The following is a 15,367-nucleotide window of genomic DNA, read 5'->3' on the forward strand; positions in this document are numbered from 1 at the left end:
ATAGAACATGACGGTCTCGGCAGGCACCGGCATACCCCCCAGGGTGGTCGGAGGTGTGCGCTTGGGAAGGTACGGGCAAAAGCTCTCTCCGAACAATCCGAGGTTGGGGATGTAACCCGTGAAGCGGAAGGTGCCGCCGTAGTTCAGCCCCAGGGCGGCGAGACGGCTCTGCCAGTCCACCCCCGGACGGTAGCTGGGACACACGAAAATCTCGGTGTTCTTTAAGTAGGGTGCTACCATGTCGTACACGGCGATCACGGTCGTGGGGTTCGCCAGGTACGCACTCATCGGGAAGGTTTCGTCGTAGTCCTGTGCATACATCAACACTCCCAGTGCCAGCTGCTTCTGGTTGCTGGTGCAGCTGGTTTGCCTTGCGCTCTCCCGCGCCTGCGAGAAAACGGGGAACAGGATCGCTGCCAGTATCGCGATAATCGCGATAACAACCAGCAGCTCAATCAAGGTAAAAGCGTTGCGTCCAGTCATTCCTGCCTCCTTTAAGTATTTTCCTCCGAAGCCTGATGTCGTATCGGCAAACGGAGTTGCTATAGTATAACGATTTCGCCCAGCTATTTGCAATAGCTAATAAGCCGGGCCCTACGGGCACGTATTGACAACCCCTCAGATGCAGGCTATACTGGAACAACAGGGAGAAAGCGCGGAGACCGATGCAGGTTGCAAACCCGGTATACACCTTCACCCGGCAGCTAGCCCAGCTGGTGTTATTTGTGGGCGATATCGGCATCCTGCTGGCGCAGGCGATGGGGTTTGTGTTTCGCGGCCGCTGGGAGGCGCGCGAAACGATGGTACAGATGGCGATTATCGGTGCGCAGGCGGTGCCGATGGTGGTCATCACCAGCGGGTTCACGGGAGCGGTTCTTGCGCTGTATTCGGCGAAGCTGATGCTGCAGTTCGGCGTGGGGTCACTGGCTGGGGGTGCGGTGGCGCTGGCAATGGCGCGCGAACTGGGTCCGGTCGTTACGGGTGTGGTGGTGGCTGCGCGTTCGGCTTCAGCGATTGCCGCCGAAATCGGCAGCATGAAGGTCACCGAGCAGGTAGACGCCCTGCGGGCCCTTGCCGTACCGCCCGTGCAGTATCTGGTTGTGCCGCGCCTGATAGCCTGTCTGACCATGCTGCCCGCGCTGGGCGTGCTGGCTTTCGTGACGGGTATTTTCGGGGGATATGCGGTGGCGGTGCCGATTGGCGTGTCGCCGACATCCTATTTGCTGGGTGTTCGGGAACTGGTGGGTACCTATGATGTGTTCGCGGGGCTCTTGAAGACAGTGGTATTCGGAGCGATTATCGCGCTGGTCGGCTGTCGAGCCGGACTGAGGACGGAGGGAGGCGCGGCGGGGGTAGGGCAGGCCACCACCAACAGCGTGGTGGTGGCGGTGCTGCTGATTTACATAGCGAACTTCTTTCTGGCGTATCTGCTGTTCGGTGGGCGATGAGCGGACAACCGGATGCCCAAACAGTGGTGCGTGTCGACGAGGTGTGGTACGGGGTAGACTCGCGATGGGTGTTGCAGGGCGTTTCTGTGGAGGTGCGTGAGGGCGAGGTATTTGCCATCATGGGTCCCTCCGGCTGCGGTAAGACAACGTTGTTAAAGCTAATTGGAGGTTTGCTCAAACCGCAGAGGGGGGAAATATGGATTGGCGATACGGAGATCTCTCGCCTGCCGGAAGCAAAGCTCACACCGGTGCGCAAGCAGGTCGGGCTGGTGTTCCAGTATGCGGCGCTGTTCGACTCGTTAACGGTATACGATAATGTGGCTTTTGGGGTACGTCGTCACATCACCCGGCGCGAAGAAGAGGTTGCGCGTATCGTGCGGGAGAAGCTGGAGATGGTGGGGATGGCAGGTACAGAGCACCTTTATCCCGCGCAGCTCTCGGGTGGGATGCAAAAGCGCGTGGGGTTGGCGCGCGCGCTGGCAATGAACCCGAAAATCGTGCTGTATGACGAGCCGACTGCGGGTCTGGACCCGATTGTCGCGGAGACCATTGATACGCTAATCGTGGACACCACGCGTCAGCTGAAGGTAACTGCGCTGGTAGTGTCGCATGACCTTACCAGTGTGTTCCATATCGCGGACAGGATAGCGATGCTACACGAAGGTCAGATTATCACCTGCGGCTCGCCAGAAGAGGTGCGTGCGGACGCCAATCCGGTGGTGCGTCGCTTCTTGCGGGCAGGCGGCATTTCGCCGGTTGGCGAAACCACGAGTGCTCAGGAGCCAGACCGATGATGACACCGCGTAAGGCCGTTTTTTTGGTGGGGATGACCATTATTCTGGCGGGTATATGGATTGCAGTAACGGTTATCTATCTGCGCGGTACACTGGCGGCGCGGCGCGTGTACCATGTGGAGGCAGTATTCCCCGATGCTCTGGGTATTCGGGAGCAGGCGAGGGTTTATCTTGCAGGGGTGGAGGTTGGCGAGGTGCAGAAAGTGTGGTTGACCTCTGACCTGCAGGCGAGAGTGCGACTGGCTTTGCGTAAGGATGTGAGAATCCCTGAGGACTCGCTGGCAGTGGTGATGTCGCCGGGCATTGCAGGCGTGGACAAGATGATAGCTCTTGTTCCGGGCAAGTCACCGGTTGAGGCGCAAGAAGGAACGGTGCTGCGGGGAACAAAGGAACCGGGAATTAGCGACCTCGCGCCCGTGGCACAGGAGACCCTGCGAGAGGTGCAGAGGCTGGTTCGCTCGGTCAACGCGCTGATTGCCGACCCGGAGATGCAGGCGGGCATCCGGCAAACGCTGAACAACGTGGAGCAGGCATCAGCCCGCCTCACCGTGCTGATAGAACAAGCCCGAGGTCTGCTGGCGAGCACGGGGCGTTCTCTGGATGCTGTGGTGCAGGACACCCGGCGTTCCACCAGAATATTGCCGGAAGTCATGGCGGACCTGAAGGCTTTGCTGGAGCAATCCCGCGAGCTGGTGCGCACCGCCCAGCACGCTACTGAGAGCTTCGACCGCTTTGTGAGCGATGAGCAGCTCCAGCGGAACTTGCGCGAGGTCGCCGCAGAGATGAACGCATTGAGTGCGAAACTGAATCGTATCGCCGAGGACATCGGCAAATACACGGGCGACGAAGAGCTCAGGGAGAACGTGCGCGGCACTGTCGCCGAAGCGCGGGCTACCCTTACGGAGGCACGTCAGGCAACGGAAAGGATTAATCGCTTTGTGGAGCGACTGATTCAACCCGGCAAGCTGTCCATCAGACCGACAGAGGTCTCTCTGGATGTGTACGGCTTGCTGCGTGACGGTAATTTTCGCACTGACCTGACGCTCTCGTTCCCGTATCGCGATAATCGCTTCTTTTATCTTGGCGTGTACGATGTTACCGAGAGCAACAAGTTCATCCTGCAGTATGGTTCACAGTTAGCGCCAACGCTGGATTTACGCTATGGACTCTACGCCTCCAAACCGGGGGTAGGGGTGGACTGGAGGTTCAAGCCCGGACTTCATCTGCGGGCGGATGCGTTTGACCCGAATGACCTGCAGATAAACACACGGGCGAAGATACAACTGAGCACAGACTGGAGTCTGTGGGTGGGTATCGACAGCCTGTTCGACCAGAACCAGCCGGTGTTGGGGGTGCAGTTGACACGTTAGGTTGATGGGAGGAGGCAAAAAACGATGGCGATGAAAGTGATACTCACGCAGGACGTGCCCTCGCTGGGCAAGCATGGCGAGGTGGTCAACGTCTCGGAGGGGTACGCACGGAACTATCTGTTCCCGCGTGGGCTGGCGATTGCTGCCGATAAGGGCGCGATGAAAAACGTTCAGCTTCGCCAGAAGCAGGAGGCGATGCGAGCAGAAAAAGCCGCGCAAGAAGCACGCCAGATTGCGGATGTGCTGAGAGGCAGGACAGTCACGGTGAAGGCACATGCCGGTAAGGGAACTACCAAACTGTTCGGCGCGGTGACTGCCCAACACATTGCAGATTCCATCGCACAGCAATACCATGTGAAGGTGGACAAGCGTAAAATCGGTTTGCTGGAGCCGATTAAGTCGCTGGGAGAGTATGAGGTTACACTGCACCTCCATCACGATGTGAACCTGACGTTGAAGGTGGAGGTCGTACCTCAGGAGGCTTCTGCATAAAGTTGGGTGTTGTGCGATGAGAAGGAATTCAGACAGGCAGGGCAAGCAAGAGTCACGCATGAGTGAGCTGCTGCGTGCCCTGCCGCACAATCTGGATGCGGAGATTGCCACGCTGGGTGCGATGATGATAGACGGCGCTGCCATCGAGCGCGTGAGCGAGTTCCTTGCGCCCGACGATTTCTATCGGGAGACGCACCGCGTGATTTATGATGCCCTGATAGCCCTTTCCGGCCGCAACGAGCCGGTGGACCTCGTCACCCTCAGTGAGGAACTGCAACGGCGCGGGAAGCTGGAAGAGGTCGGAGGTATCGCTTACCTGACCACTCTCATGGACAGCGTGCCCAGCGCGGCGAATGTGGACTACTATGCCCAGATTGTGGAAGAATATGCTATCCGCCGACGGCTTATCGAGGCGGCTCAGGAGATTATCCACATGGCAGCGGTGACCGGGGATGAGGAAGAACCGCTGTCTATTGGCGAAATAGCCGACCGGGCAGAGAGCGCGGTTTATCGGGTAGCGCAGCGGCGTATCGGCAAAGGCTTTGAAAGCATCCGCCCTTTGCTGGGTGAGGCGTTTGACCGCTTCGAAGCCTTTTATCATGAGCGCAAGCTGGTAACAGGTTTAAGCACGGGCTTTCGCGAACTGGACTTTGTCACTGCGGGGCTGCAGAAGTCGGACCTGGTGATTATTGCGGCACGCCCCAGCATGGGCAAAACCAGCTTGTGCCTGAACATCGGTGAGCACGTCGCCCTTCGTGAAGGCAAAACGGTGGCTATCTTCAGCCTGGAGATGTCCAAAGAGCAGCTCGTGCAGCGCATGATTTGCTCGCAGGCGGAGGTGAACGCGCATCGTTTGCGGTTGGGAATGCTGCCCGACACCGCATGGCAGAGGCTTGCCAAAGCGGTGCAGGAACTCTGGAATGCCAAGATATTCATCGATGACACGCCGGACATCTCGGTGCTGGAGATGCGGGCGAAGTGTCGCCGCTTGCGTGCCGAACACGGGTTGGACCTGGTGATTGTGGACTACCTGCAGCTGATGCGTAGCCACCGGCGAGCGGAGAACCGCACGCAGGAGATTTCGGACATCGCCCGCGCGCTGAAGGGGCTGGCGCGCGAGCTGGAAGTGCCCATTATTGCCCTGTCGCAGTTATCCCGTGCCGTAGAGCATCGCGAGAATAAGCGTCCAATGCTATCGGATTTGCGCGAGAGCGGTTCTATCGAAGCAGAAGCCGATGTGGTGGCATTCATCTACCGCCCCGAGTATTACGCGATGAAGGAGGCGGTCTCTACGGATGACGTGGAGGCAGGGACGATGCCTCGCGAGGAGGGGCGGGTCGAGGAAGCCGAGATTATCATTGCCAAACAACGAAACGGTCCAACGGGTACCGTGCGAGTCGGCTTCAAGCCCGATTATGCGCGGTTTGTCCCGCTGGAGCGACATCGGGAGGAATGAGCCTTGAAGGTACTGGTGATAGGTGGGGGTGGGCGCGAGCACGCACTGGTGTGGAAAATCGCGCAGAGCCCGAAAGTAGCCAAAATCTATGCGGCGCCGGGTAACGCAGGCATTGCTGAACTGGCGGAGTGCGTACCAATTAAAGCCACCGACATCGAAAGTCTGGCAAGCTTCGCCGAACGCAACCGTATTGACCTGACGGTTGTCGGACCCGAGTCGCCCTTGATTGCGGGTGTCGTGGATGTATTTGAGACGCGCGGGCTGGCGATATTTGGTCCCAGCAAAGAGCCAGCGCGTCTGGAAGGCAGTAAAGTGTACGCGAAGGAAGTCATGCGCCGTTATCGTATTCCCACCGCTGATTTCTCGGTTTTCAGTGAACCGCATTCGGCTGCGGAATACGCGCACCGTCGTTTTCAGGAAGGTGCGAAAGGACTGGTGATTAAAGCGGATGGCGAGGCGGGGGGTAAAGGCGTTTTCGTCGTGCATCATCTGGACGAGGCGCTGGAAGTGATACACTCGCTCATGGAGGAACGTGTGCTCGGAGAGGCAGGCGCGCGTGTGGTGATTGAAGAGGTTTTAGTTGGGGAAGAGGCTTCGCTGATGGCGTTTACCGACGGAGCCACTGTACTGCCTATGCTGCCGGTTCAGGATTATAAGCGCGCTCTCGACCACGACCGCGGAGCGAACACCGGTGGGATGGGCAGTATCTGTCCCCTGCGCCTTGTTACGCCGGAACTGCATCAGCAAGCGATAGAGCAGATTATCCATCCTGCCATCCGCGCCACGCGCGACGCCGGTATCCCCTTCCGCGGTGTGCTGTACGCAGGCACGATGGTTACCGAAGAGGGCATTAAGACACTGGAGTTCAATGTGCGATTCGGTGACCCTGAAACGCAGGCAGTCCTGCCCTTGCTGGAGAACGATATAGTGGAGGTGATGCAGGCGGCGGTCGAGTGCCGTCTGGATGAGGTTACCTTGCAGTGGAAACCGCGCTATTCGGTCTGTGTGGTGGTAGCATCGGGAGGCTACCCGGGCAAATATGAGACGGGTTTGCCGATCGAGGGGCTGGATGAGGCGGCGCAGGTGCCGGAATGCGTGGTCTTCCATGCAGGCACGCGCAGAGATGGCGATCAGGTGGTAACCGCTGGCGGGCGCGTGCTGGGAGTAACCGCCCTGGGCGATACGCTTGCTCAGGCGCGTGGGCGAGCCTACGAGGCGGTACGGTGTATCCGCTTCGAGTATATGCATTACCGCACAGACATCGGCATGAAGTGGGTATGAAAACTCGGTAAAAAAACGAAAGGAGGGATATGGATGCTAACCTGGCGGTATGTGGTGGCGGGCGGTTTGCTGCTGCTGATGTCTCTGGCGTGCCTGCAGGCGCATCCGCAGCCACCGACTGTGTTTCGCACCCAAGTAATATATCGGCACACGAACTCGGTACAGTCGGTACACATCAACAACAACGGCTGGGTTGTCTGGTCGGAGGGGGACTTCACCCGCAGTGATGTGTGGCTGTACGATGGCTCAGCAGTCCGTCGGCTGAGTGCAGGTGAACAGCGGCGTCTGAACACCTCTCCTCGTCTCAACAACCGGAACCAGATTGTGTGGCGTTACGATGATGGGGAAGTGTCTGACGTGGTACTGTGGGATAGCGGGATACTCACGAACATCACCCGCAGCGACGGCTCCGTGGGCTTTGGCGCACCGGATATCAATGACCTGGGCTGGGTGGTCACTACGGGAACGGATGCTTTTACGGGCTATCAGGATATTTACATCTGGAAGCCCGGCTATTCCGACCCCGAAAACCTGACCTACTGGGCGGACTTTGACAGCCAGAACCCGCGCATCAATAATCTGGGTGAGGTGATATGGAACGCAGTGGATGCCGCGGCTAACCCGCAGATTTATCTGGCGCACGCCGACGACATGATGAACTACCGCGATCTCACGGGTAATACCGCCGGCGATGACTACTCCTCGCCCGACCTGAACGACAACGGGCAGGCAGTGTGGATGCACCATAACGGCAGTAACTGGAACATCGAACTGTGGTCGGAAGCGACGGGCGTGATTGCGCTGACGAACAACACGGGCAACGCCGCCAGCATGTTCCCCGCGATTAACAACTTGGGCTGGGTGCTGTACGAGCAAAGCATCCTGTTCCGCAAGTACGACGTGCAGCTGTTTGCCAATGGGGCAACCATACTGCTAACCGATAACACCGACCCCACGCGCAGCTTCCGAGTGGCACTGAACGACCGGGGCGAGCTGGTGTGGGTGACCCGTGAAGACATCGGCGGACAGCGATACTGGAGCATCATTCTGGCTCAGCCTGTGCCAGAGCCTGCGAGCGCCGCCGTATTGCTTGGCGGTGTGGGACTGCTGGCGTTGACGCGTCGGAAGCAGCTGTAAGAACGATGCCACAGAGGGCACCTTTTCTGTGTGCTCTCTGTGGTGAATCCTGAGATATTTCGTCCCGTGCGGCAGCGTTTGTTGCAGGAAGCTACGGGGCGGTGTATACTCTAAACGGTATGCTGAGGTTTTACCTATTGCTGCGCAATCGGGAGCTTAGGACGAATGAGTTCTGTATCCAGCAACGAACGGGTTATCGAGATGGTTAAGCAGCTGCCCCCAGCGGTGAAACGAGAGATTGTGGCGATGCTTGAGCAGGAGCTCGCAGAGGAACGTCGCCAGCGGCAGAGGGTGTTTCAATCTGTTTTGCGTCGGATTGCCTGCGAGACGGGCAGCGACTGGGAACGGCTCACGCCTGACCAACAGGCAGAGCTCATCAGCACCTACTATGGGTCTATTGCGTCCACGGACGATATGTTGAGCAGCATTCAACAGCGAGTCGAGCCGTTAGTGCGAGAGGCGGCTCGGCGGCAAGGATACGATTGGGCTGCGATGGATGAAGATGAACGCCTTCAGTTCTTTGCTGAGTGGCTCGAGGATTGACGGGACTCCGCGTGGTTTTCGATACCAATGTCCTTCTGTCCGCATTCGGGTGGGGAGGCAACCCGCTACGCTGCGTGTTACTGGCTCGGGCGGGCTTAATCAAGGGTTTGACCTGTGCCGAGATACTGGAAGAGGTATACGAGAAGTCGATTGAGAAACTGACAATGAGCCCGTCTGATGCTTTCGCTCTTGTGCAGGAATTAAAGGAGTTTCTGCAGGTTGTCCCAATTACTGGGGCATTGCGAGGTGCAGCACTTGCCCCGAAGACGACAAGGTAGTGGAATGTGCCCTTCTGGGCAACGCAACACACATCGTCACTGGAGACCGCAAGCATTTACTTCCGCTGGGCACTTTTCGTGGAATACACATTGTGTCGCCGACAGAGTTGCTTGAAGAGTTCGGTAGAGAGGAGCATACGTGATGTCTGAGAATACCGCTACACAGGCGAACTACTCTGTGAACCAGCACGACTGCCTTGTGCTGCGGGAGCTGGCGAAGCAGGTGGGGGAGCTGGCAGCTCGCCCTGTGGAGGAAGAGAAGCGCGAATTGTGGTATCGCCATAACGCGCTGGAGCCGACGCGCCCGCTGGTGTTCTGCGACCCTGAGAACGGCTGGAATGAGATTCTCACCCCGGATACATTGCAGTGTGAGGGTGGTCTGGCTCGGGCATGGGAATGGCATCTGCGTCGCGAGATTTTCTGGGGCGCACACATGCGCGACGATAAGGTGATCGAGCCTCATTTCAACGTCGGGCACGTGTACACCGAGACCGACTGGGGTTTGCGCGAAACCCGCATCGGTGGGGAAGCCGGCGGCGCATGGCGCTGGGAGGCTCCGCTGAAAACCTACGATGACATGGACAAACTGCGCTTCCCGCAAATTACGGTGGACTATGAAGCCACGCAGGAACTTCTGCAGCTGGCACAGGAGACCTTCGGCGACATCCTGAAGGTGCGGTTGAAGACCGTTTGGTGGTGGTCGCTCGGCATGACGCAGACGCTGGTGTACCTGCGCGGGCTGGAGCAAATCATGTACGACATGGTGGATTGCCCTGACGAGGTGCACCGGTTGATGGCGTTCCTGCGCGATGGGCAAGCCGCCCGGCTGGATTTTCTGGAGAAGAACGGGTTGCTGTTTCTCAACAACGATGGCACCTACGTCGGCTCGGGCGGGTTCGGGTGGACGCATGAACTGCCGCAGCCCGATTTCAACGGCCACGTGCGCCCTATCGATATGTGGGGCTTTGCGGAGAGCCAGGAGACCGTCGGCATCTCCGCCAGTATGTTTGAAGAGTTCATTTTTCCCTACCAGCTGTCGCTGCTGGAGCGGTTCGGACTGAACTGTTACGGCTGCTGCGAGCCGCTGGACAGCCGCTGGCACGTGGTGGAGAGGTTCCCACGCTTGCGGCGGGTGTCGATGTCGCCGTGGGCGAACGTGGAGGCAATGGCAGAGCGTCTGGGCAATCGCTACATCTTCTCCTGGAAGCCTCATCCGGGTGTGCTGGCGGCGGATACCTTCGACGAGGACTTGGTGCGGCAAACGCTGCGGCGGGGGTTGCGGGCCTTGACGAAGAACGACTGCCGCGTGGAGATTATCATGAAGGACTGTCACACCATTCGCCATGACCCTCAGCGGGTGATTCGGTGGGTTCAGATTGCGAAGGAGGAGGCAGAGGCGATATGACGCGGTGGCTATTCGTCCTGACCCTGTGTCTTCTCCCCGCTTTTGCTACACCGAGCGGGGAGCCTCAGATGCGGGCTATCTGGGTGGACGGCTTCAACGAGGGCATCAAGACGCCGGAGCAGGTGGATACTTTGCTGGCGCGGGTGCGTCAGGCGGGACTGAACGCAGTGGTGGTACAGGTGCGCAAGAGCGCAGACGCCTACTACAACTCACACTACGAACCACGCGCATCGGACATCGCGGAGGGATTTGACCCTCTGGCGTATCTTATTCAGAAAGCGCACGGGGTAAAACCATATATACAGGTGCATACCTGGCTCAATACCTGTGCGGTAGGTAGGAACCGGCACCCGCGCTCTCTACAGAGCCGTTTCCCCAATTACCTCTCGCTCAGCGACATGGGCGAAGACTACGACGGCGAAGCCACCAAGATAGACCCTGGGCACCCGGGCGCGGCGGACTGGACTTTCCGCACTTATCTGGATGTCATCCGCCATTATGACGTGGACGGCATCCATTTCGATTTCGTGCGCTACGGCGGCGAGCGGTGGGGATACAATCCCGTCAGCGTGCAACGCTATAACGAGCGCCGCGGCAGACCGGAAGGCTTTCCCTTCTTTAAGAGCGAGCGGTTCAAGCAGTGGCGGCGCGATCAGGTCACCGCGCTGGTGCGCAAGACCTACCTGTACGCCTGGACGGTGAACCCGAAGGTGCTGGTATCGGCGGCGACCATCACATGGGGCAACGGTCCGGAGACCGACGATGCATGGACCCGAGCAGCAGCATATTCGCGCGTGTATCAGGATTGGCGCGGCTGGATGGAGGAGGGCATTCTGGACTGGAACATCCCCATGTGTTACTACAACGAGCAGAAACACGCCCGCTGGCTGGACAACTGGATGCGCTTTGTGAAAGACCATCAGTATCGCCATTACGCGGCGGTTGGGCTGGGAAACTTCTTAAACCCAATCGAGGACACCCTGAAGCAGCTGCAGCGCGTGTGGGAACCGACGCCGCGTGGCAACAAACCGCGTGGCGTTTGCTTCTATTCCTACGCCACTACCAACACCGACGCCGAAGGCAAAGAGCAAAAACACAATCCTGCCTTCTATGAGGCACTGGGCAAAGCTTTCGGAGGCTGGGTACCGGTGCCCCCCGCGATGTGGAAGGAGAAACCCGTCAACGGGCACATCAAGGGTACTATCCTTCATGCGGACACCCTGGACCCCGCCGATCACACGCTGGTCGTCTTGAAGGGTATGGGGCAGGAGCGCGAGCAGTACGTGGACGGCACGGGGTTCTTCGGCTTTGTGCACCTGCCGCCTGGAGAGTACAGGCTGACAGTACAGCCGCGTGGGGCGAAGGCGTTGACACTGAAAGTGAAGGTAGAGGCAGGCAAGGTGACCACTTGCAACCTGCTGCTGGGTGATACCGTCGCGACGCGGGCGAAGAGTCCGGCGGAACTTTCGCGCCTGCCGGAAGGCACACAGGTATTGCTCACGGAGTGGGCGGTGACCTCCGGTATGCCGGGAACCACCGGCGACTTCCAACTGGGTGAAGTGACCGTGCGGATACCGGGCGAGCTGCCGTTGCCGTTTCTGGCTGGCGACGTCGTGACCGTGATGGGAACGCTCCGCCGCGAGAACGGGCAGGTAGTGATTGATGGCGCGAAGGCGGTGCTGGTAGATATGCTCCCGAGGAGGTAGACAATGATAGGCTGGCACCTCGCTAGGATACATGCTGAGCGGCGTACTGCACTGGGCAACGGCGGGTTGTTGATTTACTTTGATAACGCATCCTCGCCCGCCGTTAGGTGATTTTTCGCAGACGGCTGTGGGGGCAGGCTAAGCATCTCAGCAGCCTGCTCGTGGAGAAGGTACCTGAATCGTATAACTGTTACTTTCCGCAAGTCCACCCGTGTGTACCTGCGCAACGATACCCCTTACGATATGGCGAATTACAGCTTCGTGGAGTATGAGCTCGCGCCAAATCTGGAGCAGGTAGCGGTGTCGGCACAAACTGCCTTCGCTCAAACCCCACCAGCCTATGCGTTTGGATGAGCGACCGGTGGATGAGCAGCTGGTGGGGCAAAACGACGGGTTTGTCTCCTGAGGGTGTGCGCACGCCTTGAGGGGGCAAGAAGATATCGTTGGGGCTGGAAAGGGTTGCGACGCCGTGGACATAGCGTACCGCAACATCCGTTCGCAGGCGCATCGTGAAGTGACTGGCAACGAAAATCGGTTGCTGGGCGCGTTCGGGCAAAATCAATGCGATGCCTTCGTGGAATCCTTCCCGCCAAACGTATGCGCCATGAAAGTGGTCGGGCACACTCAGCCAAAGCAGTGGCTGGTCGGCAGGCGCATTCTGCAGCGACAACACGCTACTGCGCGCCAGTTCGCCTGCGGTGCGCCATGCCACTGCCTGTCGAACCGTGCCGCCAAAGTACGCTATTAGCAGAACCAGTGCTGCTCATTCCCTATCTGTATGCCTGGCTTTAGCAGTGTAAGCCACGCACCCACCCCCACTGCTATAAACGCCGACGCCAGATAGGTATAGCGGCTATTCAGAAAATAGAAAGGAGATGGCTTGAAAATCAAAACAGGCAGCATCGACAGCAATACAGACCCCAGCAGCAGACGCCAATCGATGGCGGGGCGTCGGGAAAAGAGTGCCGTGCGCGCCGCCAGCACCAATGCCGTTATACCAGTTGCCCACACACCCCAAAGCAGCGTATCCCACAGGTCGCGCCCCAACCCGTACAGCATTGCAGGCATCCCCATCTGAAATAAGTACGCAACGAGATTGAGCCCCAGCCACCAGGGGCGTCTTAAGGTCTCCCACGCCTCGGGATACGCACCCGTTCCTCCCACCACAAGCGTACGCCATACATAGTACACCAGTAATACTCCCCAAAATGGCGCTGTTCATCGCCCCGCACGCGCCACGCCGAGCGTACGCAGCCAGAGCCACACAATGAACGGAAAGGTCAGCAATGATTCTTTGCAAAATAGCCCTGCGGCAGAACATCCCAGCGCGCCCAAGTAGCTCGTCACCTCACCCCGCTGCTGGAAGCGCATCAGCAGCAGCAACGCGCCTATCGCAGCCGATGTGGCGACCATATCCGCGCGTGCTGCAAACCACGCTACCGCTTCCACATTCGCTGGCAACACGGCAAATAGAAGCGCTCCTGCAAACGACCCTCTACGCGCGCTCCCCGGATCCCAATTCCATCGCAGCAAGAGGTGATAGCCAAACACATAGAGCAGCAACGCTACCCCAATATGCCATCCCAGGTTGACTGCGTGCGAAAACAAAGGCGACATCCCAAGCCAGTAGTCCAGGTAATAGTGGAGCGAGATCAACGGGCGAAAGAAGTTGGTGGGCGGCTGGCTCGCAAAGCCGAACATTCCGCCCTGTTGCAAGCGGTAAAAAACAAAATGGTCATCCGCCACATAGGGCGCACGCAAGCGTGCCATGTATGCCGCGAAGGTGAGAGTGAAGATAATCAGTACGTCCAGCCAGCGCATTCGTGGACAATATGCCTCCCCGCAAAGCCTGCTGCCTCACAGGTATCCACGCGGTACACTTGCCTCATCACCGGGGCGATCGCCCTACGCACAATCCGACGAAAACGGCTGCGCAGCAATATGCTCCCGGTTGACCTCTCTCCCTCTCTGAGCGTACAGGTTACTCCCTAAGGTTCTATTCGCATACTCCTTCCCCTGTTCCTGCAGGTTCCTCCACCAGCTGCTGCACGAGTGGTAGTCACAATCGGTGCCGTCGGGGTCTACTGTGTTAACAGGATCATTCCCAGCGTACCGATACAGGTTCGGGTCGCCACTGGCAGCGTCTATCGGGTGGTGGGTGTCTATCTGTTGGTGTGGCGTATTGCAAGGACGATTTCTGTCGAGAGTCTCTATGACGAGCCTTCAATCATCGTGATTACTTCGGGTCTAATTTCTGACAATGCCCGTTTACAGGCTTCTACGAAGCTCTGCCCGATTGCCTCGACGCGCCAAATAGCATCGTTCCGAGTGCAGCAGCTATGATGCTTAACACACAGCCACTGCTTTGTTATTCTGTCTGAAATCGTCCCGTCGTTGACCTCTAGTTCTCTACCTAATATCCTGACCAGTTTCCTTCTGATTATGAGCAGCAGTTTCTCTCCTAACTCAGATTCTTCCCCAGCAAATAAGCAACCTATAAAACAGTATGCCTTGCTGAACATTTTCGTGCGTAAAAAAGCCAATCCTGCACGACTTGGTCCGTTTGCAAACAGATCCCAGTTATACTCTTCCATAACCATGTCTGCGTACTGATTGTACAGCAGGCGGATCCATCGCTGCCCCTTTACCCGGATAGAGAAGTCTTCCTTGTCCAGAGTCACAAATGAAGTGCGTGCCCCCGACTTACGGAGTGATACTAGCTCAAACTCGTCGACAAGTTTCCAAATGTGTTTCATTAGAGACTCGTGACCCAAAACAATATCTGGATAGTATGCATAGTCCGAATCGGCCGAAACAAACCACCGACTTGCATTTACATTTTGCAAAAAAGATTCCACTAAACTAACCATCTGGTTCATGTTATTACAAAATACATTCAAATCTTTCCAACCATCTGGCGCATATACGTGCGCTTGCAATACTATTTCCACCTCAGAGATGAACGGGCCCAAGCAGCGTTCTAAACGCTCTCGCAAAGACTTGAGCCTTTGTTTTTGATGATACTGTCGCAGTTTATCTTGCAATTGCTTGCTCTGCATTCGTTTCACCGCCGATAAGGAACTTTCTTTTTGCTGCTCTCAAGTCTGGGGACGCCGTATGGGTTTCGCTGAATCTTGCCGCCCCTTATCTTAATGTGTCCCGCCTCCCAGTGGGGATACGGATGGAGATCACCAGCAGGATGATGCACGACTGCTGCATCAAGCCCTTTATTATCTTTATAGCGATACCATCGATATTGTCCACTACCTCCTTGCTCTATCGGCTGCTGGCAGGTCGGGATGTCTGCTCGCCTCATCGCCTCACGACGCGCAGCGCGAGATGTCTCACAAATCGCCTCCTCAGAAGGGCGTAATGCCCTGAGTGCTTTGCTGCCTGCGCGCTCATATAATACCACATGAGAGATATCCCGGACGCGCTTGACCCACCGACCGACTTT

General features: G+C 57.7%; 15 protein-coding genes and 1 pseudogene. 11 read left to right on the forward strand and 5 right to left on the reverse strand.

Translation table 11 applies throughout. From position 1 onward, the window contains the following. Positions 1–300: 300 nt before the first annotated feature. Positions 301–483 (reverse strand): annotated as a pseudogene (locus K6U75_09875) (DUF1559 domain-containing protein). 182 nt (positions 484–665) lie between these two features. On the opposite strand from K6U75_09875, the gene K6U75_09880 reads away from it, so the two are divergent. The 11 genes from K6U75_09880 to K6U75_09930 all read left to right on the forward strand — a co-directional run bounded on the left by K6U75_09880 (position 666) and on the right by K6U75_09930 (position 12,658). Next, positions 666–1,448: an ABC transporter permease gene (locus K6U75_09880; protein ID MCL6475345.1), complete on the forward strand. Its 783-nt coding sequence runs from the start codon at positions 666–668 to the stop codon at positions 1,446–1,448. A 23-nt stretch (positions 1,449–1,471) separates the two neighbouring features. After that, entirely contained in the window at positions 1,472–2,242 is a 771-nt protein-coding gene (locus K6U75_09885; GenBank protein MCL6475346.1) for an ATP-binding cassette domain-containing protein, read from the forward strand. Further along, positions 2,239–3,612 carry an MlaD family protein gene (locus tag K6U75_09890; protein ID MCL6475347.1) on the forward strand — a complete coding sequence of 458 codons (1,374 nt, stop codon included), beginning with the start codon at positions 2,239–2,241 and terminating at the stop codon, positions 3,610–3,612. The genes K6U75_09885 and K6U75_09890 overlap by 4 nt, the downstream gene beginning before the upstream one ends. A 30-nt stretch (positions 3,613–3,642) precedes the next feature. Further along, positions 3,643–4,104 carry a 50S ribosomal protein L9 gene (rplI, locus tag K6U75_09895; GenBank protein ID MCL6475348.1) on the forward strand — a complete coding sequence of 154 codons (462 nt, stop codon included), beginning with the start codon at positions 3,643–3,645 and terminating at the stop codon, positions 4,102–4,104. A gap of 58 nt (positions 4,105–4,162) precedes the next feature. Next, on the forward strand, positions 4,163–5,560 hold the full coding sequence (gene dnaB, locus K6U75_09900; GenBank protein MCL6475349.1) for a replicative DNA helicase: 1,398 nt from the start codon (positions 4,163–4,165) through the stop codon (positions 5,558–5,560). Positions 5,561–5,563: 3 nt separating this feature from the next. Then, entirely contained in the window at positions 5,564–6,841 is a 1,278-nt protein-coding gene (gene purD, locus K6U75_09905; GenBank protein ID MCL6475350.1) for a phosphoribosylamine--glycine ligase, read from the forward strand. A 33-nt stretch (positions 6,842–6,874) separates the two neighbouring features. After that, entirely contained in the window at positions 6,875–7,978 is a 1,104-nt protein-coding gene (locus tag K6U75_09910; protein ID MCL6475351.1) for a PEP-CTERM sorting domain-containing protein, read from the forward strand. Positions 7,979–8,143: 165 nt separating this feature from the next. After that, on the forward strand, positions 8,144–8,521 hold the full coding sequence (locus tag K6U75_09915) for a hypothetical protein (GenBank protein MCL6475352.1): 378 nt from the start codon (positions 8,144–8,146) through the stop codon (positions 8,519–8,521). Positions 8,522–8,941: 420 nt separating this feature from the next. Then, positions 8,942–10,204 (forward strand): hypothetical protein, encoded by a 1,263-nt coding sequence (locus tag K6U75_09920; protein ID MCL6475353.1) that lies wholly within the window; start codon positions 8,942–8,944, stop codon positions 10,202–10,204. After that, a complete protein-coding gene (locus K6U75_09925; protein ID MCL6475354.1) occupies positions 10,201–11,910 on the forward strand; it encodes a family 10 glycosylhydrolase in 1,710 nt (569 codons plus the stop codon). Before K6U75_09920 ends, K6U75_09925 begins: the two co-directional genes overlap by 4 nt. Positions 11,911–12,379: 469 nt before the next feature. Continuing rightward, entirely contained in the window at positions 12,380–12,658 is a 279-nt protein-coding gene (locus K6U75_09930) for a hypothetical protein (protein MCL6475355.1), read from the forward strand. Here the strand turns inward: K6U75_09930 and K6U75_09935 are convergent. The 4 genes from K6U75_09935 to K6U75_09950 all read right to left on the reverse strand — a co-directional run. Continuing rightward, positions 12,655–13,101, reverse strand: coding sequence for a hypothetical protein (locus K6U75_09935; protein ID MCL6475356.1), 447 nt, complete (start codon positions 13,099–13,101; stop codon positions 12,655–12,657). The genes K6U75_09930 and K6U75_09935 overlap by 4 nt on opposite strands. Before the next feature lie 27 nt (positions 13,102–13,128). Further along, positions 13,129–13,731 carry a hypothetical protein gene (locus tag K6U75_09940; GenBank protein MCL6475357.1) on the reverse strand — a complete coding sequence of 201 codons (603 nt, stop codon included), beginning with the start codon at positions 13,729–13,731 and terminating at the stop codon, positions 13,129–13,131. A 389-nt stretch (positions 13,732–14,120) separates the two neighbouring features. Continuing rightward, positions 14,121–14,978 carry a hypothetical protein gene (locus tag K6U75_09945; GenBank protein ID MCL6475358.1) on the reverse strand — a complete coding sequence of 286 codons (858 nt, stop codon included), beginning with the start codon at positions 14,976–14,978 and terminating at the stop codon, positions 14,121–14,123. Then, the coding region (locus K6U75_09950; GenBank protein MCL6475359.1) for a hypothetical protein at positions 14,975–15,367 on the reverse strand (393 nt) is incomplete at its 5' end. The genes K6U75_09945 and K6U75_09950, both read right to left, overlap by 4 nt.

The sequence above is a fragment of the Bacillota bacterium genome, assembly GCA_023511455.1.
In the GTDB taxonomy this organism is placed as follows: Bacteria; Armatimonadota; HRBIN16; order HRBIN16; family HRBIN16; genus HRBIN16.